The sequence below is a fragment of the Mesorhizobium sp. M7A.F.Ca.AU.001.01.1.1 genome, from assembly GCF_004022735.1.
Lineage (GTDB): Bacteria > Pseudomonadota > Alphaproteobacteria > Rhizobiales > Rhizobiaceae > Mesorhizobium > Mesorhizobium ciceri.
This window is the reverse complement of record NZ_RZPF01000011.1, coordinates 1-23,865: the sequence shown is the minus strand read 5'-3', so window position 1 is coordinate 23,865 and position 23,865 is coordinate 1. Positions and strand designations below refer to the sequence as shown.

At 64.1% G+C, this 23,865-nt stretch carries 26 protein-coding genes; 14 read left to right on the top strand and 12 right to left on the bottom strand.

Features of this window, described 5'->3' with window-relative positions; translation table 11 throughout:
• From EN884_RS01805 to EN884_RS01780, 6 genes are all read left to right on the top strand, one after another.
• On the top strand, positions 1-228 hold a 228-nt coding region (locus EN884_RS01805; protein ID WP_206617548.1), incomplete at its 5' end, for a potassium-transporting ATPase subunit KdpA.
• Positions 229-253: 25 nt separating this feature from the next.
• Positions 254-451, top strand: coding sequence for a hypothetical protein (locus EN884_RS01800; protein ID WP_224621338.1), 198 nt, complete (start codon positions 254-256; stop codon positions 449-451).
• Positions 448-2,541 (top strand): potassium-transporting ATPase subunit KdpB, encoded by a 2,094-nt coding sequence (gene kdpB, locus EN884_RS01795; protein ID WP_128360453.1) that lies wholly within the window; start codon positions 448-450, stop codon positions 2,539-2,541. The genes EN884_RS01800 and kdpB overlap by 4 nt, the downstream gene beginning before the upstream one ends.
• 74 nt (positions 2,542-2,615) lie before the next feature.
• The gene (gene kdpC / locus EN884_RS01790; RefSeq protein ID WP_063168981.1) at positions 2,616-3,182 is read left to right on the top strand and encodes a potassium-transporting ATPase subunit KdpC; all 567 of its coding nucleotides are present in this window, start codon (positions 2,616-2,618) and stop codon (positions 3,180-3,182) included.
• A gap of 54 nt (positions 3,183-3,236) precedes the next feature.
• Positions 3,237-5,966 (top strand): sensor histidine kinase KdpD, encoded by a 2,730-nt coding sequence (locus EN884_RS01785; RefSeq protein ID WP_063168980.1) that lies wholly within the window; start codon positions 3,237-3,239, stop codon positions 5,964-5,966.
• The gene (locus EN884_RS01780) at positions 5,963-6,655 is read left to right on the top strand and encodes a response regulator transcription factor (RefSeq protein ID WP_063168979.1); all 693 of its coding nucleotides are present in this window, start codon (positions 5,963-5,965) and stop codon (positions 6,653-6,655) included. Before EN884_RS01785 ends, EN884_RS01780 begins: the two co-directional genes overlap by 4 nt.
• A 15-nt stretch (positions 6,656-6,670) precedes the next feature.
• On the opposite strand, the gene EN884_RS01775 is transcribed toward EN884_RS01780, so the two are convergent.
• The 7 genes from EN884_RS01775 to EN884_RS01745 form a co-directional block, all read right to left on the bottom strand.
• The gene (locus tag EN884_RS01775) at positions 6,671-8,107 is read right to left on the bottom strand and encodes an MFS transporter (protein ID WP_063168978.1); all 1,437 of its coding nucleotides are present in this window, start codon (positions 8,105-8,107) and stop codon (positions 6,671-6,673) included.
• 222 nt (positions 8,108-8,329) lie between these two features.
• A complete protein-coding gene (locus EN884_RS01770; protein ID WP_063168977.1) occupies positions 8,330-8,809 on the bottom strand; it encodes a DUF992 domain-containing protein in 480 nt (159 codons plus the stop codon).
• 91 nt (positions 8,810-8,900) lie between these two features.
• Positions 8,901-9,377, bottom strand: a complete 477-nt coding sequence (locus tag EN884_RS01765) for a DUF992 domain-containing protein (RefSeq protein WP_024502781.1) — start codon at positions 9,375-9,377, stop codon at positions 8,901-8,903.
• 209 nt (positions 9,378-9,586) lie between these two features.
• A complete protein-coding gene (locus tag EN884_RS01760; protein ID WP_013529652.1) occupies positions 9,587-10,429 on the bottom strand; it encodes a tetratricopeptide repeat protein in 843 nt (280 codons plus the stop codon).
• A gap of 138 nt (positions 10,430-10,567) precedes the next feature.
• Entirely contained in the window at positions 10,568-10,846 is a 279-nt protein-coding gene (rpsU, locus tag EN884_RS01755; protein WP_013529653.1) for a 30S ribosomal protein S21, read from the bottom strand.
• A gap of 177 nt (positions 10,847-11,023) precedes the next feature.
• A complete protein-coding gene (locus EN884_RS01750; RefSeq protein WP_063168976.1) occupies positions 11,024-11,410 on the bottom strand; it encodes an SET domain-containing protein-lysine N-methyltransferase in 387 nt (128 codons plus the stop codon).
• Between the two features lie 111 nt (positions 11,411-11,521).
• Positions 11,522-12,280, bottom strand: a complete 759-nt coding sequence (locus EN884_RS01745) for an SDR family oxidoreductase (protein WP_063168975.1) — start codon at positions 12,278-12,280, stop codon at positions 11,522-11,524.
• 269 nt (positions 12,281-12,549) lie between these two features.
• On the opposite strand from EN884_RS01745, the gene EN884_RS01740 reads away from it, so the two are divergent.
• The 8 genes from EN884_RS01740 to EN884_RS01705 all read left to right on the top strand — a co-directional run bounded on the left by EN884_RS01740 (position 12,550) and on the right by EN884_RS01705 (position 20,393).
• Positions 12,550-13,803 carry a sarcosine oxidase subunit beta gene (locus EN884_RS01740; RefSeq protein WP_063168974.1) on the top strand — a complete coding sequence of 418 codons (1,254 nt, stop codon included), beginning with the start codon at positions 12,550-12,552 and terminating at the stop codon, positions 13,801-13,803.
• Positions 13,803-14,243 (top strand): hypothetical protein, encoded by a 441-nt coding sequence (locus tag EN884_RS01735; RefSeq protein WP_013529657.1) that lies wholly within the window; start codon positions 13,803-13,805, stop codon positions 14,241-14,243. The genes EN884_RS01740 and EN884_RS01735 overlap by 1 nt, the downstream gene beginning before the upstream one ends.
• A gap of 10 nt (positions 14,244-14,253) precedes the next feature.
• On the top strand, positions 14,254-14,550 hold the full coding sequence (locus tag EN884_RS01730) for a sarcosine oxidase subunit delta (RefSeq protein ID WP_128360452.1): 297 nt from the start codon (positions 14,254-14,256) through the stop codon (positions 14,548-14,550).
• A complete protein-coding gene (locus EN884_RS01725; protein WP_063168973.1) occupies positions 14,547-17,543 on the top strand; it encodes a sarcosine oxidase subunit alpha in 2,997 nt (998 codons plus the stop codon). The genes EN884_RS01730 and EN884_RS01725 overlap by 4 nt, the downstream gene beginning before the upstream one ends.
• Complete coding sequence (locus tag EN884_RS01720; protein WP_063168972.1) at positions 17,536-18,120, top strand: sarcosine oxidase subunit gamma; 585 nt, start codon at positions 17,536-17,538, stop codon at positions 18,118-18,120. The genes EN884_RS01725 and EN884_RS01720 overlap by 8 nt, the downstream gene beginning before the upstream one ends.
• Before the next feature lie 60 nt (positions 18,121-18,180).
• A complete protein-coding gene (locus EN884_RS01715) occupies positions 18,181-18,411 on the top strand; it encodes a hypothetical protein (RefSeq protein WP_024502775.1) in 231 nt (76 codons plus the stop codon).
• 77 nt (positions 18,412-18,488) lie between these two features.
• On the top strand, positions 18,489-19,274 hold the full coding sequence (locus EN884_RS01710; RefSeq protein ID WP_027161369.1) for a ThuA domain-containing protein: 786 nt from the start codon (positions 18,489-18,491) through the stop codon (positions 19,272-19,274).
• 69 nt (positions 19,275-19,343) lie between these two features.
• On the top strand, positions 19,344-20,393 hold the full coding sequence (locus tag EN884_RS01705; protein ID WP_063168971.1) for a Gfo/Idh/MocA family oxidoreductase: 1,050 nt from the start codon (positions 19,344-19,346) through the stop codon (positions 20,391-20,393).
• 42 nt (positions 20,394-20,435) lie between these two features.
• Here EN884_RS01705 and EN884_RS01700 read toward each other — a convergent pair whose 3' ends face one another.
• The 5 genes from EN884_RS01700 to EN884_RS01675 all read right to left on the bottom strand — a co-directional run.
• Complete coding sequence (locus EN884_RS01700; protein WP_013529664.1) at positions 20,436-20,684, bottom strand: DUF680 domain-containing protein; 249 nt, start codon at positions 20,682-20,684, stop codon at positions 20,436-20,438.
• 197 nt (positions 20,685-20,881) lie between these two features.
• On the bottom strand, positions 20,882-21,526 hold the full coding sequence (locus EN884_RS01695) for a TetR/AcrR family transcriptional regulator (protein WP_013529665.1): 645 nt from the start codon (positions 21,524-21,526) through the stop codon (positions 20,882-20,884).
• Positions 21,527-21,691: 165 nt separating this feature from the next.
• Entirely contained in the window at positions 21,692-22,723 is a 1,032-nt protein-coding gene (locus tag EN884_RS01685; RefSeq protein WP_063168970.1) for a phosphotransferase family protein, read from the bottom strand.
• Entirely contained in the window at positions 22,720-23,205 is a 486-nt protein-coding gene (locus EN884_RS01680) for a MaoC family dehydratase (protein ID WP_263484965.1), read from the bottom strand. Before EN884_RS01680 ends, EN884_RS01685 begins: the two co-directional genes overlap by 4 nt.
• A gap of 39 nt (positions 23,206-23,244) precedes the next feature.
• A partial coding sequence (locus EN884_RS01675; RefSeq protein ID WP_128360451.1) for an SDR family oxidoreductase occupies positions 23,245-23,865 on the bottom strand: 621 nt, incomplete at its 5' end.

The window sequence follows — 23,865 nt, the reverse complement described above, 5'->3', positions numbered from 1 at the left end:
CTGATGGGCCGCTTCCTGGTCATCATCTCGGCGCTGGCCATTGCCGGCTCGCTGGTGGCGAAGAAAACGGTTCCGGCCTCCGCCGGCACCTTCCCGACCGACGGCCCGCTGTTCGTCGGGCTGCTGATCGGCGTCATCCTGATCGTCGGTGGCCTCACCTTCTTCCCCGCGCTCGCCGTCGGGCCGATCATCGAGCACCTGGCGATGGCTCACGGGCAGACCTTCTGAGACCGCCATGTCGTGGTTCAATGCCATGCGCCGCAAGGTCGCCCACAGGGACGATCACGGAAAGGAGGAGGGACCTCCTCCTTTCCCGACCCTGTCGACGTTTCTCGGCCTTGCGGCAGTCATGCTCGTCCTCTGGCTGCTGGCCTACGGGCCGCCCCATCTCTTTTCGGCATCCGATCATCCGGTGCCGTCCAACAACACCGAAGCCGGAGCTTCAAAATGAGCAACTCGAAATCAGCCAGCATCATGGATGCCAGCATCCTGCTTCCCGCCATCGGCGGCGCCTTCCGCAAGCTCGACCCGCGCACGCTGGCCAGGAACCCGGTGATGTTCGTCGTTGCCGTCGTCTCGGCGCTCACCACCGTGCTGTTCGTCAAGGACCTGGTCTCCGGCGGCGGCAATCTCGGCTTCACGCTGCAGATCATCATCTGGCTTTGGTTCACCGTGCTGTTCGCCAACTTCGCCGAAGCGGTCGCAGAAGGCCGCGGCAAGGCGCAGGCGGATTCGCTGCGCAAGGCACGCACCGAGACCAAGGCCAAGCTTTTAACCGGTGAAGACCGCACCAAATACAAACTTGTGCCCGGCACCAGCCTCAAGGTCGGCGATGCCGTGCTGGTCGAGGCCGGCGACATCATCCCGTCCGACGGCGAAGTGATCGAAGGCGTCGCTTCGGTCAACGAGGCCGCGATCACGGGCGAATCCGCGCCGGTGATCCGCGAATCCGGCGGCGATCGTTCGGCGGTCACCGGCGGCACGCAGGTGCTGTCCGACTGGGTTCGCGTGCGCATCACGGCGGCTTCCGGCCACACCTTCCTCGACCGCATGATCTCGCTGGTCGAAGGTGCGGAGCGCCAGAAGACGCCGAACGAGATCGCGCTCAACATCCTGCTCGTCGGCATGACGCTGATCTTCGTGCTGGCCACCGCGTCGATCCCGAGTTTTGCTTCCTATTCGGGCGGCTACATTTCGGTGACCGTTCTGGTGGCGCTGTTCGTCACCTTGATCCCGACCACGATCGGGGCGCTGCTTTCGGCCATCGGCATCGCCGGGATGGACCGCCTGGTGCGATTCAACGTGCTGGCCATGTCGGGTCGCGCCGTGGAAGCCGCAGGCGACGTCGACACGCTGCTGCTCGACAAGACCGGCACGATCACGCTCGGCAACCGCCAGGCGACGCAGTTCCGCCCGGTCAAGGGCGTCACCGAACAGGAACTGGCCGACGCGGCCCAGCTTGCCTCGCTCGCCGACGAAACGCCGGAAGGCCGTTCCATCGTCGTGCTGGCCAAGGAGAAATACGCCATCCGCGCCCGCGACATGGCAACGCTGCACGCCACCTTCGTGCCCTTCACAGCACAGACCCGTATGAGCGGCGTCGACATCGATGGTTCGTCGGTGCGCAAGGGCGCCGTGGATTCCGTGCTTGCCCATGTCAACCAATCGACGGTCGCAGCCCATGCCACGCGGCCCGGCAGCGATACCGTCAGGGATCTCCAGGCCATCGCCGACGAGATCGCCAAGTCCGGCGGCACGCCGCTGGCGGTCGAACGCGACGGCCGCCTGCTCGGCGTCATCCACCTCAAGGACATCGTCAAGGGCGGCATCAGGGAGCGCTTCACCGAACTGCGCCGCATGGGCATCCGCACGGTGATGATCACCGGCGACAACCCGATGACGGCGGCGGCGATCGCCGCGGAAGCCGGCGTCGACGACTTCCTCGCCCAGGCCACACCGGAGGACAAGCTGAAGCTGATCCGCGACGAACAGGCCAAGGGCAAGCTGGTTGCCATGTGCGGCGACGGCACCAACGATGCGCCGGCCCTCGCGCAAGCCGATGTCGGTGTCGCCATGAACACCGGCACGGTCGCCGCCCGCGAGGCCGGCAACATGATCGATCTCGACAGCGATCCGACCAAGCTCATCGAGATCGTCGAGATCGGCAAGGCGCTCTTGATGACGCGGGGTTCGCTGACGACCTTCTCGATCGCCAACGACGTCGCCAAATATTTCGCCATCATCCCGGCGATGTTCGCCGTCTTCTACGTCGCACCGGGACAGACGACCGGTCCGCTGCAGGCACTCAACGTCATGCATCTGGCGACGCCGCAGAGTGCCATCCTGTCGGCCATCATCTTCAACGCGCTGATCATCATCGCGCTGATCCCGCTGTCGCTGAAGGGCGTCAAATATCGGGCCATCGGCGCCGGCGCGCTGCTCAGCCGCAATCTTCTCGTCTACGGCCTCGGCGGCCTCATCGTGCCTTTCGTCGGCATCAAGGCGATCGACATGATCGTCACCACGCTTGGCCTCGCTTAACTCTTTGTTTTAACGCAATTCCCTAGGGAAAACCGCTTCACACTTTTCCTGGAATTGCTTTGAGGAACATCTCCATGCTCACCCAGATAAGACCCGCGATCATCATGATCGTCTTCTTCACGGTCCTGACCGGCCTGATCTATCCCCTGGGCATGACCGGCATCGCCCAGGCGCTGTTTCCGCGGCAGGCCAATGGCAGCCTGGTCGAGAGGGACGGCAAGATCATCGGCTCCGAATCGATCGGCCAGGGGTTTGCCAGCGACAAGTATTTCCACGGCCGCCCTTCGGCTGCCGGCGACGGCTACAATGCAGCCTCCTCGAGCGGCAGCAATCTCGGCCCGACCAGTCCCAAGCTGATCGACCGCATCAAGGGCGACGCCGAGAAGTTGAAAGCGGAAAACCCGAACCAGCCTGTTCCGATGGATCTGGTGACGACGTCCGGCAGTGGCCTCGATCCCGACATCAGCCCGGAAGCCGCCTACTTCCAGGTCGCTCGGGTGGCCAAGGCCAGGGGCATCGAGGAAGCCAGGGTCAAGGCGCTTGTCGATGCCCAAGTCGAGGGCAGGGAACTCGGCTTCATGGGCGAGCCTGTGGTCAATGTGCTTGGCCTCAACCTTGCGCTGGACGTAGCGAAAGAGTGAATGGCGGCGGCCGGGGATCGACAGTACCCCCGGCGCCATCCATGATCGATCCCGATGCCTGACGACAGAAGCAGCGACACCAGACCCTCGCCCGACGCACTGCTTGACCATGCCGAGCGGGAGGGTCGCGGCCGCCTGAGAATTTTCCTCGGCGCGGCACCGGGCGTCGGCAAAACCTATGAGATGCTGATGTCGGGCCGCGCCAGGCTGGCCGACGGCGTGGATGTGGTGATCGGCGTCGTCGAGACGCATGGCCGCAAGGAAACAACGGCCCTGGTCGAGGGCTATGAGGTCATTCCCCGCCGCAAGGTCGACTACAAGGGGCGTATCCTCGACGAGATGGATATCGACGCCATCCTCGCCCGGCGCCCGGCGCTGGTTCTTGTCGACGAGCTCGCCCACACCAACGCGCCCGGCAGCCGCCACCCCAAGCGCTACCTCGACGTCCAGGAGATCCTGACGCACGGCATCGACGTCTATACGACGCTTAACATCCAGCATGTCGAAAGCCTGAACGACGTCGTCGCCCAGATCACCAAGGTCAGGGTTCGCGAGACGGTTCCCGATTCCATCATCGACCAGGCCGACGATGTCGAGATCATCGATCTCACCCCCGACGACCTGATCAAGCGGCTCGAGGAAGGCAAGGTCTATTTCCCCAACACCGCGCAGCGCGCGATCGAGAACTATTTCTCGCCGGGCAATCTGACGGCGCTCAGGGAACTGGCGCTGCGCCGCACCGCGCAGCGTGTCGACGACCAGTTGCTCATCCATATGCAGGCGCACGCCATTCCAGGACCGTGGGCGGCAGGCGAAAGGGTCCTCGTCTGCCTCGACGCGCGACCTGGAGGAGCGGCCCGCGTGCGCTATGCGCGCAGGCTGGCCGACCGGCTGCGTGCGCCGTGGACGGCGCTGCACGTCGACAGCACGCGCTCGGCCAGCATGCCCGAGAATGACAAGGACCGGCTGGCGACGAACCTGCGCCTTGCCCAGCAGCTTGGCGCCGAGGTGACGACCATTCCGGGTCAGAATGTGGCGCAGGACATCGTGCGTTATGCGACGGCGAACAATTTTACCCATATCGTCGTCGGCAGGCCGACCCGGTCGCGCTGGCGCGAATTGATCGAAGGCTCGCTCACCTACGATCTCATCCGCAATGCCGGCGATATCAGCGTCCATGTCATTTCGGGAAGCGAACGCGGCACCGAGGCGGCGTCGCGGAGCGTCAAGGCGGCCGACGAGCAGTGGCAGTTCGAAATCTGGCCCTATCTCAAGGCGACGGCCTTTGTCATCGGCTCGCTCGCCTTCGCCGTCCTTCTCGATCAGTTTCTCGACGTTCGCAATCTGGCGATCATTCTGCTCATCGGGGTGCTGGCATCGGCGGTGACCGGCGGCCTGTGGCCGGCTCTGTATGCTTGTTTCGTCAGCGCCCTTGCTTTCAATTATTTCTTCCTGGAGCCGCGCTATACGCTGACGATCAGGGATCCGGAGAGCATCGTCGCGCTTGGCGTCTTTCTCGTCGTTGCGGTCATTGCCAGCAATCTGACGGCGCGCGTGCAGCGCCAGGCGGTCGCCGCCCGCTCGCGGGCGCGGGCGACGGAGGATATCTACCTCTTTTCGAAGAAGCTCGCCGGCGCCGGGACGCTGGACGACGTCCTCTGGGCCACCGCCTTCCAGATCGCCTCGATGCTGAAGCTGCGCGTGGTGCTGCTTTTGCCGGAAGACGGGACGATCACCGTCAAGGCCGGCTATCCGCCTGATGACACGCTGGCCGAAGCCGACATCGCCGCCGCCCGCTGGGCCTGGGAGCACAATCGTGCCGCAGGTCGTGGCGCCGACACGCTTCCGGGTGCCAAGCGCCTCTATCTGCCCTTGCGGACCGGGCGCACGGCCATCGGCGTCGTCGGCCTCGACAACGACAAGCAGGGACCGTTGCTGACGCCCGAGCAGCAGCGGCTTCTCGACGCACTGGCCGACCAGGCGGCAGTCGCCATCGAGCGTATCCAACTGGTCGCCGACGTCGACCGGGCCAAGCTCGCCGCCGAGGCGGACAGGCTGCGCTCGGCGCTGCTCACCTCCATTTCCCATGATCTGAAGACGCCGCTCGCCGCCATCATGGGCGCCGCCGGCACGCTGCGGGATTTTTCAGCAGCACTTCCCGAACCGGATCGGGCCGAACTGCTGTCGACGGTGCTCGACGAATCCGAGCGGTTGAACCGCTTCATCGCCAATCTGCTCGACATGACCAAGATCGAGTCCGGCGCGATGGAGCCGAACTACGCCTTTCACTATGTCGGCGACATCGTCGGCTCCGCCCTGCAAAGGGCCAGGAAAATCATCGGCGAGCACAAGATCGAGACGGACATCCCCAGGGATTTGCCGATGTTGAAGGTCGACCCGGTGCTGTTCGAGCAAGCGTTGTTCAATCTTCTCGACAATGCGGCGAAATATGCCCCGGCCGGCTCGACGATCCGCGTCCAGGGCTGGACCGACAATGGCTCCGTCCTGCTGCAGATCATGGATGAAGGGCCGGGCATTCCTCCCGGCGATCTGGAACGGATTTTCGACACCTTCTACCGGGTGCGCAAGCGCGACCAGATCCGCGCCGGCACCGGGCTCGGCCTGTCGATCTGCCGCGGCTTCATAGAGGCGATGGGTGGCACGATCACGGCGGCAAACCGGACCGACGGTTCGGGCGCGGTCTTCACCATCAAAATGCCCAAGCCGGCAAATCCGCCCAACTTCGACGCTTCGAATACCGACGATGTGGGTGACCTGGCATGACAAACTCGAACGTCAGGATACTGGTCGTCGATGACGAGCCGCCGATCCGCAAGCTGCTGCGCGTCGGCCTCGGCAGCCAGGGCTACGCGATCAGCGAGGCGCCGAATGCCAGGGCGGCCATCGAGCTGATGGAGGCGGAGAAGCCGGACCTCGTCCTGCTCGACCTTGGCCTGCCCGGCATTAGCGGCCATGAGTTGCTGCGCAAATGGCGCGACGACGGCCTCGACATTCCGGTGGTCATCCTGTCCAGCCGGACCGACGAGGCCGGTATCGTCCAGGCCCTGGAGCTCGGCGCCGACGACTATGTCACCAAACCCTTCGGCATGAACGAACTGGTCGCACGCATCCGCGTGGCGCTCCGCCACAAGTTCCAGCAGCAGGGAGAGAAGCCGATTTTCCAGACCGGCGATCTCAGCGTCGATCTGGTCAAGCGCATCGTCAAGGTCGAGGGCAAGGAGGTAAAGCTGTCGCCGAAGGAATACGACATCCTGCGCATGCTGGTGCAGCACGCCGGCAAGGTGCTGACCCACCATTTCCTGTTGAAGCAGGTCTGGGGCGACTCGTCCGACGTGCAGTATCTCAGGGTCTATGTGCGCCAGCTCAGGCAGAAGATCGAGAAGAGCCCCGACCAGCCACGCTACATCACCACCGAGACCGGCGTCGGCTACCGCCTGCGCGAGGTCGAATGAGCGGGTTGGGCGCTTCTAGCCAGTAGCTTCCAGCTGCTGGCCAAGCGGCTTGGAAACCCGCAAGGCCGCGAGACAGCCGACAATGCCGAGCGGGACGAAGGCAAGAAACAGCCAGGACGCGACATTCGCCGCCGCGTCGTGGTTCAAACCTTGCGAAAAGCCGCTGGCATTGGCGACGATGCCGGCAAGGGCTGCACCCACGGCGTAGCCGATGCGCTGCATGGTCGGCACCGCCGCCGAGGCGATGGTCTGCTCGCTCTTCGGGGCGGAGGCGACGATGACGCGTGTCAGGAACGGCCAGGCGATGCCGAAGCCGCCGCCTTGCAACAGGGCACAGATCAGGATGAGCGGGATGGAGCCCAGGGGTATCGTGTAGGCAAAGCCGGCGATGCCGGCCGCGATCATCACCGCGCCGCCGATGATGATCAGCCGCTCGCGCCGCGGCGGCGCGTTGGCGACCAGGATCGACAGGATCGACCAGGCGATCGATTCGGCGGCGATGATGTAGCCGGTGGTCAGCAGCGGAATGTCGTGAAGGCTGGTCAGCAGCAGCGGCCCGTAGACGCCGAAGGAACAGGTGGCCACCGAAAAAGCGGCAACCATGGTCATGCCGGCGCCGACCGGCGTGCGCCATGAGAACAGCCGCGCCGGGAACAGCCGCGAAAGCGGCTTCAGCGCGTCGATGGTGAAGAACAGCAGCAGGCCGATGAGGCCGAAGGCCATCAGCAGCGAAGAGCGCAGCAAGGCGATGTCGACGCCGGCCGAGGCGATCAGCACCACGGCAACGGCAAGGCAGGCAAGGGCCGCGAACGGGAAGGGCGGCGCCCCGCCTGCGCTCGCCTTCGGCCTCGTCGCCTCCGGCGTGTCGAGCACGATGAAACTTGCCAGCGCCATGGCTGCGCCGCCGAGGGTGAAGATGCCGAAGGCCCAGCGCCATGACAAAAGCTCGGTCATGATCGCGCCGAGCAATGGTCCGCTGAAGGCGGCGACGCCCCAGATCGCCGACATGATGCCGAAAAGCTGCGGCCAGATGGCGCGCGAGAACAGTCGTTCGACCGAGACGAAGGCCAGCGACACCAGCGCACCGCCGCCAAGTCCTTCGATCAGGCGGCCGGCGAGGAACAGTTGCATGGAAGGCGAGGTGGCGCAGATCAGGGCGCCTGCTGCGTAGAGCAGGGCTGCGACCACCATGTTGGTGCGCAAGGGGACATAACTCACCAGCCGTCCGGCGGCCGCGCCGGCAACGATGGCACCGAGTTCGTAGATCGCCAGCGACCAGCCGACGAGCTGCACGCCCGCCAGTTCGCCGACCATGGCCGGCATCACCGTTGCCACCATCGTCTCGTTGGTGGCGTGCAACAGGATGCCGAGGCTGATGAAGCAGAAGCGCGCCAGGTCGCCGCTTGCCCATAATCCGCGCCAGTCGACCTTGTTTGTGCTGATCTCGGTCATTTCCACCCCTGTCTTGCATATCTCGACGCCAGCGCAGGACGCCAGAAGCCAGTGCGGCTTTCCGGCAGGACCATGCGGTTCGACAGCGCCGGATCGGGCGCCGCATCGAGGCGTTGTTTCGTTCGGGGCAGGCTTGTAAAACCTCAACCGGGGTTGAGCTCAAGCGGTTTTTTGAGGACCGTTCGCGCGGCAGCCTTTCCGATTGGCGGGTTCGTTGCGCGATCAGTTCTCGGTGCTGCGCAGCTGGAACTGGCTGACGCCGATCGCGAGGTTCATGCCGGTCTGCGTCTGCAAGCTGAGCGGCTGCAAGGTGAAGGCTTGCGAGGAGCCGCCGACCAGCAGATTGGCGCCGGCGCCGACGGCGGCCGTCACCTCGGCGCTGGCGCCGATGTAGTCGCCGGCCAGCGCACCCGGCGCGTAGATGTTCTTCAGCGGCGTCAGCACGATCCACTGCATGACCGTCTGCTTCGTCGTGCCGATGTCGAGGCCGTATTTGTTGACGGCGCCGAAATAGGCTTCCGACGCGAAGCTCTTGTCGGCGGGGTTGAAGGTGCAGCTCAGATCCTTGCTCGAGCCGAAGATGAAGCCGGTGCCGCCGCCAATGGCACAGTCAAGCGTACCGAGCTCTATGCCTCGGTCCTGCGCCTGCGCTGCTCCGACAAACACGGTAGCGAATATGGCAGCGATGGCTGTCTTCAGCATGATGGTCCCCTCAAAAATCAACGGCGCGGAACCATCCTATCTGGTTCCGCGCCGCGGGGTGAGGGGTCATGGAGCGCACGGCTCCATGCGATCACTTGAATGAATGGATCAGCTGGAGCGAGGTCACGGCCACGGCAAGGTTGACGCCGGTCTGCGCCTGGACGCTGAGCGGCTCCAGCATGAAGGCGCTGTCCAAGCCGCCAACCAGCAGATTGGCGCCGCCGCCGGTCACCACGCTCGCCTCGGCGTTGACGCCGTAATAGCTGCCGGCGAGATCGCCTCCGTCACGGTCCCGGGTCGCAGCCAGCACGGCCCAAACGAGCTGGCCCTGATGCGTCTGGCCGACATCGAGGCCGATCTTGGAGATGACGCCTGTGTAAACCTCGGACGGCCCGTGATGATGAGGCCGGAAGACACAGGACACGCCCTTGTTGGAAGCGACGATATAAGCGGTGCCGCCGTCGATGGTGCAATCGAGCGTGCCGAGTTGCAGCTTGCCGGCGCTGGCTGGAGCCACCGCGAACATCGTCGTGGCGAGGGCAGCGGCGCAGGCGAGTTTCTTGATCATGGGAGGGTCCTTTCGCAAATTGCTTTTCGATAACGGCTTGGGAGGCCAGACCGTTCCGCTGAAAACTTGGCGCGATCAAGGCAGGGGCCGAAAGCCTCCTGCCGGGGTTAATGCGCGGTTGCGAAGTGCGTCTTTTCGGACACGCCAAGGATCCCGCGGCATTTGGATGTCACGCGGATTTGTATGGGAAGCGTTTGCCGAAACCGAGATCAGCTGACGCGGGCGAGGCCATCCTTGGCCGGCTGGTAGGTCGGGTCGAGGCGAACGGCTTCCTTATAGGATTTCGCGGCTTTCGCCTTGTCACCGCGCCGCTCGTAGATCAGCGCCTGGTTGGCCCAGGCCTCGGCGTTCTTGCCGTCGAGCTTGATCGCCATGTTGAAATCGGAGAAGGCGTTGTCCTCGTCATTGGTCGCCAGATAGGAGAGGCCGCGGCCGTTGTAGGGCTCGGCGGCGTCCGGCGCCAGCGAGATGGCGGTCGAGAAATCCTCGATGGCGAATTTGTGCTGGCCCTGGCTCTGATAGATCAGGCCTCGATTGTGGTAGGCGCGCGCGTCGGTCGTATCGAGCTGGATCGCCTTCTGAAAGTCGTTGAAGGCGTCCTGGGTGCGACCCGCCTTGCGGTAGAGATTGCCGCGGCCGATATAGGCGGCGTCATAGTTCGAGTTGATCTGGATCGAACGGTTGTAGTCCGCGAGCGCGGCTTCCTGGTTGCCGAGGAAGCGCTGGATGAGCGCACGATTCGAATAGGCCTGGAAGAAATTCGGATTGAGCTGGATGGCTTGATTGAAATCCTTGAGCGCCGCCTGGTATTGGCCGCCACGGCCATAGGCCGAGCCGCGCACATTGTAGCCTTCGGGATCCTGGGGATTGCGCTGGATGACCGCCGACAGCGAGGAAATGTTCTCGCTCGAGCCTTGCGCCTTGTCGATGTTGTTGAATTCACCGGTCGGGCCCGCCGTTTGGCAGCCGGCAAGCGCCAGTCCGGAGAGCAGGGCCGCTGTCAGGGCGAAACCACGCAATGCGGTCCCGCGCTCCACGCTCGTTGCGTTCATGTCTGCCCTGTCCTCACTTCAAGCCGCGTCGTTCAGATCCGGCTCCCCCTCCGGACCGGTCACATCAAAACAAAAAGGTGGCGGCGATTCCACATCGCGCCACCTCTGATATCCTTCGAAAAGGACGAAAAATTGGCGTTAGAACCGCGGCGGACGCGGAGCGCCAGCTGCACCACCAGCGGCGCCGGCAGCAACAGGGCGCGGCGTCATCGGCAGCAGGCCTTCGCGCTGGGCGCGCTTGCGGGCCAGCTTGCGGGCGCGGCGAACGGCTTCAGCCTTTTCGCGGGCGCGCTTCTCGGACGGCTTCTCGTAGTGACCGCGCATCTTCATTTCGCGGAAAATGCCCTCGCGCTGCATCTTCTTCTTGAGAGCGCGAAGCGCCTGATCAACGTTATTGTCGCGGACGAGTACCTGCACGGGCAATCCTGTCTTTCGGGTTTGATATCAACAGGCAAGCGATCATAGCCGCTAGCCTCCGCGGCGGTTTACACCACGAATTGTGGCGGCTGATAGCAGAATCATGCCGCGCTGTCCACAGCGGAAATGAATTTGCGGTGCCAGCCGCAGTCTGTTTGCCTTGAGATAAGGAGCCGACTAGGCCGTCGCGAGGTGCAGCCGCTCGAAATCCTCGAAGAACTCGCCGTAGTCGCAGGTGATCTCCTCGCCCACGGCGATGTCGCGGGTCGCGGTGGCCCCGCCATATTGCGAAAAATCCGTATTCGGATTGCTGGAATGGTTCATGAAGCGGCCATTGTCGACTTCATAGACCATGAAACCTGGCCGGTCGGGGCTGGGATAGGCATAGCGGTCGAGCAGTTCCCTGAGATGCGGGGGGGCCGCTTCGTATTTGTCCATGGGGACCAGTCGGTCGAAATCCGGATCGAGCCGCCAGATCGAAGCCCCTTTCCTGATCGGCTCCGCAGCGAACACGCCGACGCCTTCGATCGCACTCGCAGTCACATAGGTTCTGATCAACAACATAGTTCCAGACCCCGCTTTTGGACAGAAACGGCATCGCCAAATCGCGGCGAAAAATCAAGACCGGCCGTCTGCCTGGCGGCTATGAACATGCATTCCGGACGCGAAAAGTCTTCACGTCCGGTTGATCGACACGCCGCCATCGGCAAACAGAGCGGCTCCGGTGGTAAAGCTCGAGGCATCGGAGGCGAGATAGAGCGCCGAGCGAGCGATCTCCTCCGGCATAGCGACACGCTTCAAAGCATGCAGGCCTTCGACGAAGGCCCGTGATTCCGGGGTCTTGAAGGTTGCCGCCGGCGTGTCTGTGCCGCCGGGCAGCAGCGCGTTGACCCGCACGCCTTTCGGGCCGTATTCGGCGGCAAGCACCTGTGTCAGTCCGATCAGGCCGGCCTTGCTCGCGGCATAACTGGTCATGCCTGGCATGCCGACTGTGTGGCCGACGAAGGTGGAGGTGAAGATCAGCGAACCACCGCCACGCTCGACCATTGCCGGCACCTGGTATTTGGCGCCGAGAAACGCGCTGGTGAGATTGGTGTCGAGCGTCTCGCGCCAGCCTTCCAGCGGCAGTTCGGCTATCGGTCCCATCAGGCCGACAGCGCCGGCATTGTTGAAGGCGATGTCGAGCCCGCCGAATTTTTCGACCGCCAGATCGACAAGGGCCTTTGCGTAGGCTTCGTCGCGGACATCGCCGGCAAGCGCGATGGCGATGCCATCGGCATCCGCGATTTCGGCGACAAGCGCGTCGAGCTCGGCCTGGCGGCGGGCGGCGACGATGACCTTGGCGCCTTCCTCCGCGAAGAGTTTTGCCGTGGCGCGGCCGATGCCGGAACTGGCGCCGGTGACGATGGCGATCTTGTTTGCGAGTGCGAACATTTTTGCATCCTTTTCTTCGCGCCGGCTTGACCGGCAGTTGGGATGCTTGGTCGCAGATCGAGGCCAGGCGAGCCACCCGATACCCGCCAAGATGCTGGAAAGCGCCGACGCGCCGGATGCGTCTTTTTCACCACGGCGCAAAACGGCAAGCGCCGTCGCAAACAGCGCAAGGGTGGAAGCGCTGTTTCGCTAGTGATACACCTCGCGCGCCGGGACCGACTGAACGCCGGCCGCCATTCGCGAAGCCTTTTTGGGGCGAGGTTGGGACGTTGAAGAAATATTCGGTATTCGCCATCGCCCGTGAAGCCATGCGCGGCCACAAGGGCTGGGAAGAACAGTGGTCCTCGCCTGAGCCCAGGAAAGAATACGACGTCATCATCGTCGGCGCCGGCGGCCATGGCCTGGCCACCGCCTATTACCTCGCCACGGTTCACGGCATCACCAATGTCGCGGTGCTGGAAAGGGGCTGGCTCGGCGGCGGCAACACAGGCCGCAACACCACCATCATCCGCTCCAACTATCTCTATGACGAGAGCGCCGGCATCTACGACCATGCACTGAAGCTGTGGGATGGGCTGAGCCAGGAGCTCAACTACAACGTCATGTATTCGGCGCGCGGCGTCATGATGCTCGCGCACAATGTGCACGACGTGCAGGTGCTGAAGCGCCACGTGCACGCCAACCGGCTGAACGGTATCGACAATGAGTGGCTGACGCCGGAGCAGGCGAAGGAATTCTGCCCGCCGCTCAACACCTCCAGGGATGCGCGCTATCCGGTGGTCGGTGCGGCGCTGCAGCGGCGCGGCGGCACGGCGCGCCACGATGCGGTTGCCTGGGGCTATGCGCGCGGCGCCTCGGCGCGCGGCGTCCATATCATTCAGAATTGCGAGGTCACCGGGGTCAAGCGGGCGGCCAATGGCGCGGTTTTGGGCGTCGACACGACGCGCGGCTTCATCGGTGCCAAGAAGGTCGGCGTCGTTGCCGCCGGCCATTCCTCAGTGATCATGAACATGGCCGGCGTGCGCATGCCGCTGGAGAGTTATCCATTGCAGGCGCTGGTGTCGGAACCGGTCAAGCCGGTGGTGCCCTGCGTGGTCATGTCGAACACGGTGCACGCCTATATCTCGCAGTCCGACAAGGGCGAGCTGGTGATCGGCGCCGGCACCGACCAGTATGTCTCCTATTCGCAGACCGGCGGCCTGCACATATTGCAGCACACGCTGGACGCCATCTGCGAGATGTTCCCGATCTTCACGCGCATGAAGATGCTGCGCTCGTGGGGCGGCATCGTCGACGTCACGCCCGACCGCTCGCCGATCCTGGCCAAGACGCCGGTGCCCGGGCTTTATGTCAATTGTGGCTGGGGCACGGGCGGCTTCAAGGCGACGCCGGGCTCGGGCCATGTCTTTGCCCACACCATCGCCAAAGACGATCCGCATCCGATCAATGCGCCCTTCACCATCGAGCGCTTCCGCACCGGCCGGCTCATCGACGAGGCGGCGGCGGCGGCGGTGGCGCACTGATGATGGCTGGGATGGCTGTCGCGATGCCGCTGATTCTGGCGGGGGAACACGTGCTGGCGGGGGAACGGGGCATGTTCCATTTTCCGTCGGCTGACGAAGTGCGCACGCAACCGATCAGCCGCACCGGCAACGAGACCGTCTGGCCGTTTTCGGTCGACGACGGCACGCTGGCCTGCGTCTGGAGCGGCGGCCAGCGGGTGGTGATGTTCTTCGAGGGACGTCCCGAAGGGCTTGACGAAGACGAGACATTCCAGCCGCGTCAAGTCATCGTCACCACCGATCCGATGCAACTCACTCTCGGCAACATGGCGTCGCGCGATCTGTTTCGTCCCGCTGCAAGCGTGGAGGAACGCATCCGGCTCGTCGCGCCGTTCGCGACCCTGGGACAGAAGCTTTGCGATCAACCGGCGGGCGCCCGCGTCGGCCACGGCGAATTGTAGGAACGAACAAATGCTTCTCATCCGCTGCCCCTATTGCGAGGAAGAGCGTCCGGAACTCGAGTTCCGCAACGCCGGCGAGGCGCATATCGCGCGCTCGGCCAATATGGCCGGCGAGAGCGACGACGATTTCGAAAAGTTCTTCTTCATCCGCTCCAACCCCGAGGGCATCATCTATGAGCGGTGGCGGCACATGCATGGCTGCGCGCGTTTCTTCAACGCCGTGCGCGACACCGTCACCGACAGGTTCGTCATGACCTACAAGGCCGGCGAACCCAAACCCTCCAAGCTGCCAGGAGTTGGCAAATGAGCGGCGCGTCGTACCGCATTTCCGGCGCCGGCCGCTTCAGCCAAGCCAAGACCGCGCGTTTCAGCTTCGATGGCCAGTCCTATGCCGGCATCGAGGGCGACACGCTGGCCTCGGCGCTGCTCGCCAATGGCGTCCATCTGGTCGGCCGTTCGTTCAAGTACCACCGTCCGCGCGGCATCCTGTCGGCGGGCGCCGAGGAGCCGAACGCGCTGGTCGAAATCAGGCGCGACGCGGCACGCAAGACGCCGAACGTGCGCGCGACTGTGCAGGAGCTTTATGACGGGCTCGAGGCGCAGTCGCAGAACCGCTGGCCGTCGCTGTCCTTCGACGTCGGTGCGGTCAACGACATCGCGTCGCCGATGTTTTCGGCCGGCTTCTACTACAAGACCTTCATGTGGCCGAAGGCGGCATGGAAGAGCCTGTACGAGCCCAAGATCCGCGCCGCGGCCGGTCTTGGAGTTTCCCCGGACCAGCCCGATCCCGACCATTATTCGTCACGCTATGCGCATTGCGACGTGCTGGTGCTGGGCGGCGGTGCGGCGGGCATCGCTGCGGCATTGGCAGCGGCGGAGACCGGCGTGCGGGTCATCCTCGCCGACGAGCAGGCCGAGTTCGGCGGCAGCCTGCGTTTCGAGAGCGGCGCGAAAATCGACGGCCAGGACGGCTTTGCCTGGGCGCAAGCTGCCGTGGCGAAGCTCGCCGCGATGGACAATGTCCGCGTGCTCCCGCGCACGACGGCGTTTGGCTATTACGCGCAGAATTTCGTCGGCCTGGTCGAGCGTGTCAGCGATCATCTGAAGGCTCCCGGCCACGATCTGGCGCGCGAGCGGCTGTGGCAAGTCAGGGCCAAGCGCGTGGTGCTGGCCTCGGGCGCCATCGAGCGCCACATGGTGTTCGCCGACAACGACCGCCCGGGCATCATGCTGGCGGGTGCCGCGCGCACCTATCTCAACCACTATGGCGTCGCGGTCGGCAGGAATGTCGGCGTCTACACCGCCAATGATTCCGCCTATGCAGCGGCGATCGACCTGAAGAAGGCCGGCGTCAACGTGGCGGCGATCGTCGATCTGCGCGACAATCCGACCGGACCGGTGATCGACGAGGCGAGGGCGCTCGGCATCGAGGTCAATTTCGGCCGCGCGGTGATCCGCGCCGGCGGCAAGCTGCGCGTTTCCTCGATGACGGTGCAGCCGAAGAATGGCGGCGGCGAACGCATCATTCCAGTCGACGCGATCCTGATGTCGGCCGGCTGGACGCCGTCGGTGCATCTGTTCTCGCAGTCGCGCGGCAAGGTCGCCTTCAACGACGAGACCAAGCGCTTCGTGCCGGGCACCTATGCGCAGGATTGTGTCTCTGTCGGCGCCTGCAATGGTACCGACGGCCTATCGGCGACGGTCGACGAGGCCTATGCCGCGGGCGCCAAAGCGGCCAGGGATGCGGGCGCGAAAACCGCCAAGGGTACGAAGCCGAAGGTCGACACCTCGGAGAGCTGGTCGCGCGGCATGCTGGGTGCGGCTCCTGGCGCCGGGCCGGACACCACGGTGAAGGCGTTTGTCGACTTCCAGAACGACGTCACCGCCAAGGATATCCGCCAGGCGGTGCACGAAGGCATGCGCTCGATCGAGCACGTCAAGCGCTTCACCACCAACGGCATGGCCACCGATCAGGGCAAGACCTCCAACATGCACGGCCTGGCGATTGCCGCCGAGATGCTGGGAAAGCCGATCCCGGAGGTCGGCCTGACCACGTTCCGGGCGCCCTATACGCCGGTGACCTTCGGCGCCATCGTCAGCCATGCGCGCGGGCCGCTGTTCGACCCGACGCGTAAAACGGCGATCCATCCCTGGGCCGAGGCGCAAGGCGCGGTGTTCGAGGATGTCGGCCAGTGGAAGCGCGCCTGGTATTTCCCCAAGGCGGGCGAGGACATGCATGCTGCTGTCGACCGCGAATGCGTCGCCGTGCGCAAGACTGCCGGCCTGTTCGATGCCTCGACACTGGGCAAGATCGAAGTGGTCGGGCCGGATGCGGCCAAATTCATGGAGCTGCTCTACACCAACCCTTGGGAGAAGCTGGAACCCGGCCGCTGCCGCTATGGCATCATGCTGCGCGAGGACGGTTTCATCTATGATGACGGCGTCGTCGGCAGGCTGGCGCCCGACCGTTTCCATGTGACGACGACGACCGGCGGCGCGCCGCGTGTCATGAACCACATGGAGGACTATCTCCAGACCGAGTTCCCGCATCTCAATGTCTGGCTGACCTCGATCACCGAACAATGGGCTGTCATCGCCGTGCAGGGACCAAAATCCCGCGACATCATCGCGTCGCTGGTCGAAGGCATCGACATGTCGGACGAGGCGCTGCCGCATATGTCGGTGCGCGAAGGCAAGATCTGCGGCGTGCCGACGAGGTTGTTCCGCATGTCGTTCACCGGCGAGCGGGGCTTCGAGGTCAACGTGCCTGCCGACTATGGCCAGGCGGTCTGGGAAGCGCTTTGGGCCGAAGGCCAGAAGCATGGCGCCGCCGCCTACGGCACCGAGGCGATGCACGTGCTGCGCGCCGAAAAGGGCTACATCATCGTCGGCCAGGACACTGACGGCACGGTGACGCCGAACGATGCCGGTCTCGACTGGGCGGTCGGCAAGAAGAAGACCGACTTCGTCGGTATCAGGGGCATGGCGCGGCCCGACCTGGTCGCCAAGGGCCGCAAGCAACTGGTCGGCTTGAAAACGAAAGACCCAAAGGTGGTGCTGGAGGAAGGCGCGCAGATCGTCGCCGACCCCAAGCAGGCGATCCCGATGAAGATGATCGGTCACGTCACCTCGAGCTACTGGTCGGAAAATTGCGGCCGCTCGATCGCGCTGGCGCTGGTCGCCGGCGGCCGCGACCGGATGGGCGACACGCTCTACGTGCCGATGCCGAACGGGGTGATCGAAGTGGAGGTTACCGGCATGGTGTTCTTCGACGAGACGGGAGGGCGCCTCAATGGCTAAGGCCGCTGCAAGGAAGACGGCTCCGGCTGCATCGCCTTCGGTCGAGCGCCGTCCGGCGCTGGCTGGACGCAGCACCACTGCTGCCGCCGTCAAGGTCGAGGTGCTGCCGCCGGCCGAGCGCATTTCGCTGCGTGCGCCGGAGGCTTCGGCCGCAGCGCTTTCGAAGGCGCTCGGCGTGACCTTGCCGAAAAAGCCGAAGACATCCTCCTCGAAGGGCGGGCGCACCGCCTTGTGGCTCGGCCCCGACGAATGGCTTGTCATCGATGAAGCCGGCAACGATCCGCTGGCCGATTGCGCCGGGGTTGCCGCTTTGCACTCGGCGGTCGGCATCTCGCATCGCAACATCGCGATATCAGTGACGGGCGCGGGGGCAGCGGCGACGATCAATGCGGGCTGCCCGCAGGATCTGTCGCTCGACGCCTTCCCGGTGGGCGCGGCGTCGCGCACCATCCTGGGCAAGACCGAGATCGTGCTGTTGCGCACAGCCGCCGATGCCTTCCGGGTCGAATGCTGGCGTTCCTTCTCGGACTATGTCTTTACTTTCCTGTCCGAGGGATCGCGCGACGCGGCGGTCTGAACTCGGAACGTTTTGCAGGGCACGCTCGTTCTGCATCCGCACGCCGAGGGAGAAATGCCGATGCCGTCGAATTCCGCGCCGAAGTCGCCGGTCAAAAAGACATCGGCCGTCCGCTCGCTCGAACATGAGCGACATGAAGCCCCGAGCGCCGAAGAGGAACTCGAGGAAGGCCTCGAAGACACGTTCCCGGCCAGCGATCCGGTATCCATTACCGGAACCGCCATCCCCGGCGCACCGGCGAAACCGGGCAAGGCCAAGACCGTGCCGGGGCGCAAGAAGCGCAAGACCTAGTATTCCATCGGGCCAGATCGCATCGGACCTTCTCAATCTCCTTGGGCGTGCTATTTAAAGCGCTTTGGGAGATGAAAATGCCGACAAAAGCGATCGTTTGGGGCGAGAACGTCCACGAGCAGACCAATGAAGCCGTGCGCGAACTCTATCCCTTGGGGATGCACGGCACCATCGCCGCCGCGCTCAACCAGGACAAGGGCATCGAGGCGGCCACCGCCACCTTGCAGGAGCCCGAGCACGGCCTGAGCGAAAAGCGCCTGGCGGCCACCGACGTGCTTTTGTGGTGGGGCCACGCGGCGCATGGCGAGGTCAAGGACGAGATCGTCGAGCGGGTGCAGAAGCGGGTCTGGGAAGGGATGGGCCTGATCGTGCTCCATTCCGGCCACTACTCGAAGATCTTCAAGCGGCTGATGGGCACGCCCTGTTCGCTGAAATGGCGCGAGGCGGGCGAGCGCGAGCGCGTCTGGGCGATCAACCGCGGCCACCCGATCGCGCAAGGCATTGGCGAGTGCCTGGAGATCGGCGAGACCGAAATGTATGGCGAGCCGTTCGCGGTGCCGGAGCCGCTGGAGACGGTGTTCGTCTCCTGGTACGAGGGCGGCGAGGTGTTCCGGTCAGGGCTGACCTACCAGCGCGGCGCGGGACGGATCTTCTACTTCTCGCCCGGCCACGAAACCTATCCGATCTATCACAATGAGGGCGTGCAGCAGGTGCTGCGCAACGCCGTCCATTGGGCGCACAATCCGGCGCCGGCCTGGTCCGGCATCACCAATGCGCCGAACGTGCCGACGGATGCGGCCAAGGAGAAGATCGTGCAGAAGGGGCTGCGCCTGCATGCCGATGGCGACAAGGGCCTGAGCTGATTGGGGCGGCCTGAGCTGATCGGGCCTGAGTTGCCCAAGGCGTGAGTTGATTTTGGGGGCTTGGGGCTAATGCATCGAATTCTTCTGCTCGGCACCGGCGGTATCGCCGGGCATCATGTCGAGGAGTTTGCCGGGATTCCCGGCTGCAGCATCGTCGCCTGTGTCGACCAGGTGCCCGGTCGCGCTGCGGCGTTCGCCGCGGCCAGCAAGATCGGCGATTCTTTCGAGAGCCTGGAGGCGGCGATCGCCTGGGGCCAGTTCGATGCCGCCATCAACGCGACGCCGGATGGTGCCCATAGGGCGACGACGCTGGCGCTGCTCGGCGTAGGAAAACATGTGTTTTGCGAAAAGCCGCTGGCGCCGAATCATGCCGACGCACTTGCTATGACCGAAGCGGCCGAGGCTGCCGGGGTGATCAACATGGTCAACCTCACCTATCGCAACTCACCGGCGATCCACGAGGCGCGGCGCATGGTTCAGGCCGGCGAGATCGGCGCATTGCGCCATGTCGAGGCGAGCTACCGGCAAAGCTGGCTGGTCAGCAAATCATGGGGTGACTGGCGGGTCGAGGACAAATGGCTGTGGCGCTTGTCCAGCCGGCACGGTTCGACCGGCGTGCTGGGCGATGTCGGCATCCATATCCTGGATTTCGCCACCTATGGCGCCGGCCAGGATATCGTCAGCCTGCATGCCGATCTGGTGACGTTTCCGAAGGCCGAGGGCGAGCGCATCGGCGACTATGTGCTGGACGCCAATGACAGCGTGGCAATGACGGCGCGGCTCGATTGCGGCGCGCTCGCCACGATCGTGGCGAGCCGCTACATGACCGGTCACGCCAACGATCTGTCGCTGGCCCTGCACGGCACCCAGGGCGCCATCAAGGTCGAGACCGACGGCAAGGCATCGAGCCTGTCGGCCTGCCTCGGCGGGGATGTCGATCTTCAGCGCTGGCGGACTTTGGATCTGCCCAGTGTCAAGCGCAATGCGCGACGCTTTGCCGATGCGCTGGATGCAGGCCGGAATGGCGATCCGTCGTTCCGGCGCGCCGCCGACATGCAGAAGCTGATCGACGCAGCCTTTGAAAGTTCAGCGGCGAAGCTGCCGATTTCGGTCGCTTGAAGCTGGCCGACTTGTGCCGGCCAGACGTGATCTTTGCTGATATCAGAATGCGCTCGGCACAATCCACGGATTGATGCTGATGCCGAGCCGCGGGCCCTTGCCTTCAGCGGTGTTTTCCGTGGCACCCTTCTTCTCGACCGAACCGGTCGAAGCGCAATCGAGCTTCAGGTTGGTCTTGGTGTCAACGCAGGCCGCCACCGGCGCATGCTTGACCGGATGGGTGGTGTTGGCGGCGAAAGCCGAGCCCGAAAGTGCCAGCACGGCGGCGAGGGTGAGGAGTGTCTTTTTCATTGTCAGTCTCCGGTTTCCGGGTCGAATTCAATTCGTACCGACGGGTGAATTTTTCTCGTACATGTACGATAGACTGTACATATACGCCGTCGATTGGGAATTCAAGGGAAAACCGTACGCGTACGATAAATTTTTCGTTAACCAAGAAATCCCCCCAGGGTCTGGCTGGGGCGGAGAGAAAATATGGAAATGAAAGGTCAGCAGTTGACCGGTGTCTCGGTCAATGGCGGGACGTTTTGCGTGCTGAGCGTGGCGAGCGTGAAATCGCACATCCGCTTCACGAAGGCCTGCGGGTCGCCGAAGGGGTAGAATGGAAAGGTGATGAGCAGCGAGATCGTGCCGTGGCCAACCGCCCACAGCATGGTGGCGATGGCGCGCGGATCGCCCTGCAATTTTCCGGCGGCAACGCAGGCCTCGACCCGGCTGATCAGCGCCTTCATCGCCGGGTTGCTCTCTTCCATGTCGTCGTAGCTCCTGCCTTCCGGCAGCTTGGTCTTTTCGGTCATGAATACGGTGCGGTATTCGTTGGGATTGCCGAGCCCGAAGGCGGCATATTCCGTCATCACCGCCTGCAAGGCTGCGATCGGATCATCGGACGGATGCTCCTCGATGCGGCGAGCAAGCGTCTCGAATGCGTCCTCGGCCAGAGCGAACAGGATGTCCTGCTTGTCGGCGAAGTAGGAATAAACGGACATCGGGGCGTAGCCGACCCGCTTGGCCAGCTTGCGGATGGTCAGGCCCTCATAGCCCTCTTCCTGGACAAGCTTATGCGCGGCCTCGAGCAATTCGGAGCGCAGTTCTGCTTTTTGTTTCTCGCGGCGTGTCTGGACGCTCTGCGGCAAGATCTGGTGCCTTCGGTTGGGTTGGTGGCTGGCTAAATTATATACGCTGTACGGAAACGGACAAGGGCACGGGAAGTTCCCAAACGGTATGCTTCGGATCGTGCCGACGCTTTTCGAATTTTGGCAGCCCCGTGATCAGCACCGTTCCTCTCTCGAAATGGCCCATCACGCCTCCCTGTCGATCAGTTCTGCGGCAAGACACGAAAGCAGTTTCACCGCCTCGCCATAGGTTTTCGCCTTCTCGGGATTGGAGGCGTTGCCGTCCAGCGCCCGCTTGAAGACGCCCTGGCAGATGGCAGCCAGCCGGAAGAAGGAAAAGGCGAGGAAGAACGTCCAGTTGCCGATACCGGTGAGCCCGCGCCGCCGGCAGTAGGCGGCGACGTAGTCCTCTTCGGAAGGCAGGCCGAGTGCGGAACGATCGATACCGCCCAGGCCGCGAAAGCCGGAAGCGTGCGGCAGCCGCCATTGCATGCATTGATAGGCGATATCGGCGAAGGGGTGGCCTGATGTCGAAAGTTCCCAGTCGAGCACTGCCAGAACCGTTGGCCGGTCCGGCGCGAAGATCAGATTGTCCAGCCGGTAGTCGCCATGGACCAGTGAGATCCGGCCGTCATCTACGGGCATATGCGTTTCCAACCAGGCAATCAGCCGGTCCATGTCGGCGACGGTGCCGGTTTCCGAGGCACGGTACTGGCTCGTCCAGCGCGCCAGTTGGCGCTCGAAATAATTGCCCGGCCGGCCGAAATCGCCGAGCCCCACAGTCTCGACATCGACCTCGTGCAGGGCGGCGAGGGTGTCGTTCATGGCATCGTAGATGGCGGCGCGTTCATCATTGTCGCCAGCCTCCGGCAGAGCCGGATCCCAGAAAATGCGGCCGTCGAGGAAATCCATCACGTAGAACATGCGGCCGATGGGCGAGCCTTCCGCCGACAGATGCAGCATGGCCGGCACAGGCACGGCGGTGCCGGCAAGCGCGCTCATCACCCTGAATTCGCGGTCGACCTGGTGCGCCGATTTCAGCAATTGCCCCGGCGGCTTGGCGCGCAGCACGTAACGGCCGCTTGCCGCCGTCAAAAGGTAGGTCGGGTTCGATTGGCCGGATTTGAACTTCTCGACTGCCGCAAGCCCGGAAAAGCCCGGTATGTTCGCCTCGAGGTAAGGCGCAAGCGCTGCCTGGTCGAGAACGGGATCACTCATGCCGTCTCGGGCTGGCGTTCGATCAAGGTCAGCGTCAGCCAGCGCGCGGTCAGTGCCGGCTTCTTCGAACCCTCGATCTCGATCGTCACGTCATGCGCGGTCTGCACCCAGCCCGACGGCCTGACCTTGACGTCGGCCAGCACGAAACGCGTGCGGATGCGCGCGCCGGTTTTCACCGGCGCCAGGAAGCGCAGCGAATCGAAGCCGTGGTTGACGCCCATCTTGCCGTTTTCCAGCGGCGGCATGGTCTCGAAGGTCATCGCCGACAACAGCGACAGCGACAGGAAGCCGTGCGCGATGGTGCCGCCGAACGGCGTTTCACGCATCGCCCGCTCCGGATCGCAGTGGATGAACTGATGGTCGTCCGTGGCGTCGGCGAACTGGTCGATCATGCGTTGCGTGACCACCCGCCACGGCGACACGCCGACCTCCTTGCCGACACTGGCCAGAAGCACATCGAGACTGATCGGTTCCACGCTCATGTCCTCCAGTTCACCCCCGGCTTCTGTGGCCGGAAAATGTCATTCCTTGAACAAGGTCAGCCCATGCTGCACCGACTGTCCGCCGTCGATCGGCAAGATGGCGCCAGTGACATAGCTGCCTGCACGGCTGCACAAATAGAGCGTTGCGCCGGCGATGTCATCCGGTGCGCCGATACGGCCGATCGGAACATGGCTGCCGACGTGCCTGGCCTGTTCCTCTGTGGCGGTGGCAAATGCCGTCATCCGGCTCTGGAAGGGGCCGGGGGCAAAGGCGTTGACGGTGATGCGGCGGGCGGCGAACTCGAGCGCCAGTGTGCGCGTCAGATGATGAACCGCAGCCTTCGAGGCGGTGTAGGAATAGGCGTCGTCGGCCAGCGGCTGCGTGCCCATTACCGAACCGAGGTTGATCACCCTGGCCGGATCGGCGTCGCTGGCGGCGGCATCGAGCAGCCGCAGCAATTCGCGCGTCAGATGGAAGACCGCGGTGACGTTGACGCCAAACACCTTGGCCCATGCCGAATAGGGGAAGCTTTCCAGCGGCGCGCCCCAGGAGACGCCGGCGTTGTTGACCAGAATGTTCAGCCGTTCGGTGCGCGATTTGACCTCGGCGACGAGTGCGGCGATGCCGGCTTCGCTGGAAACGTCGCCGAGGTCAAATCG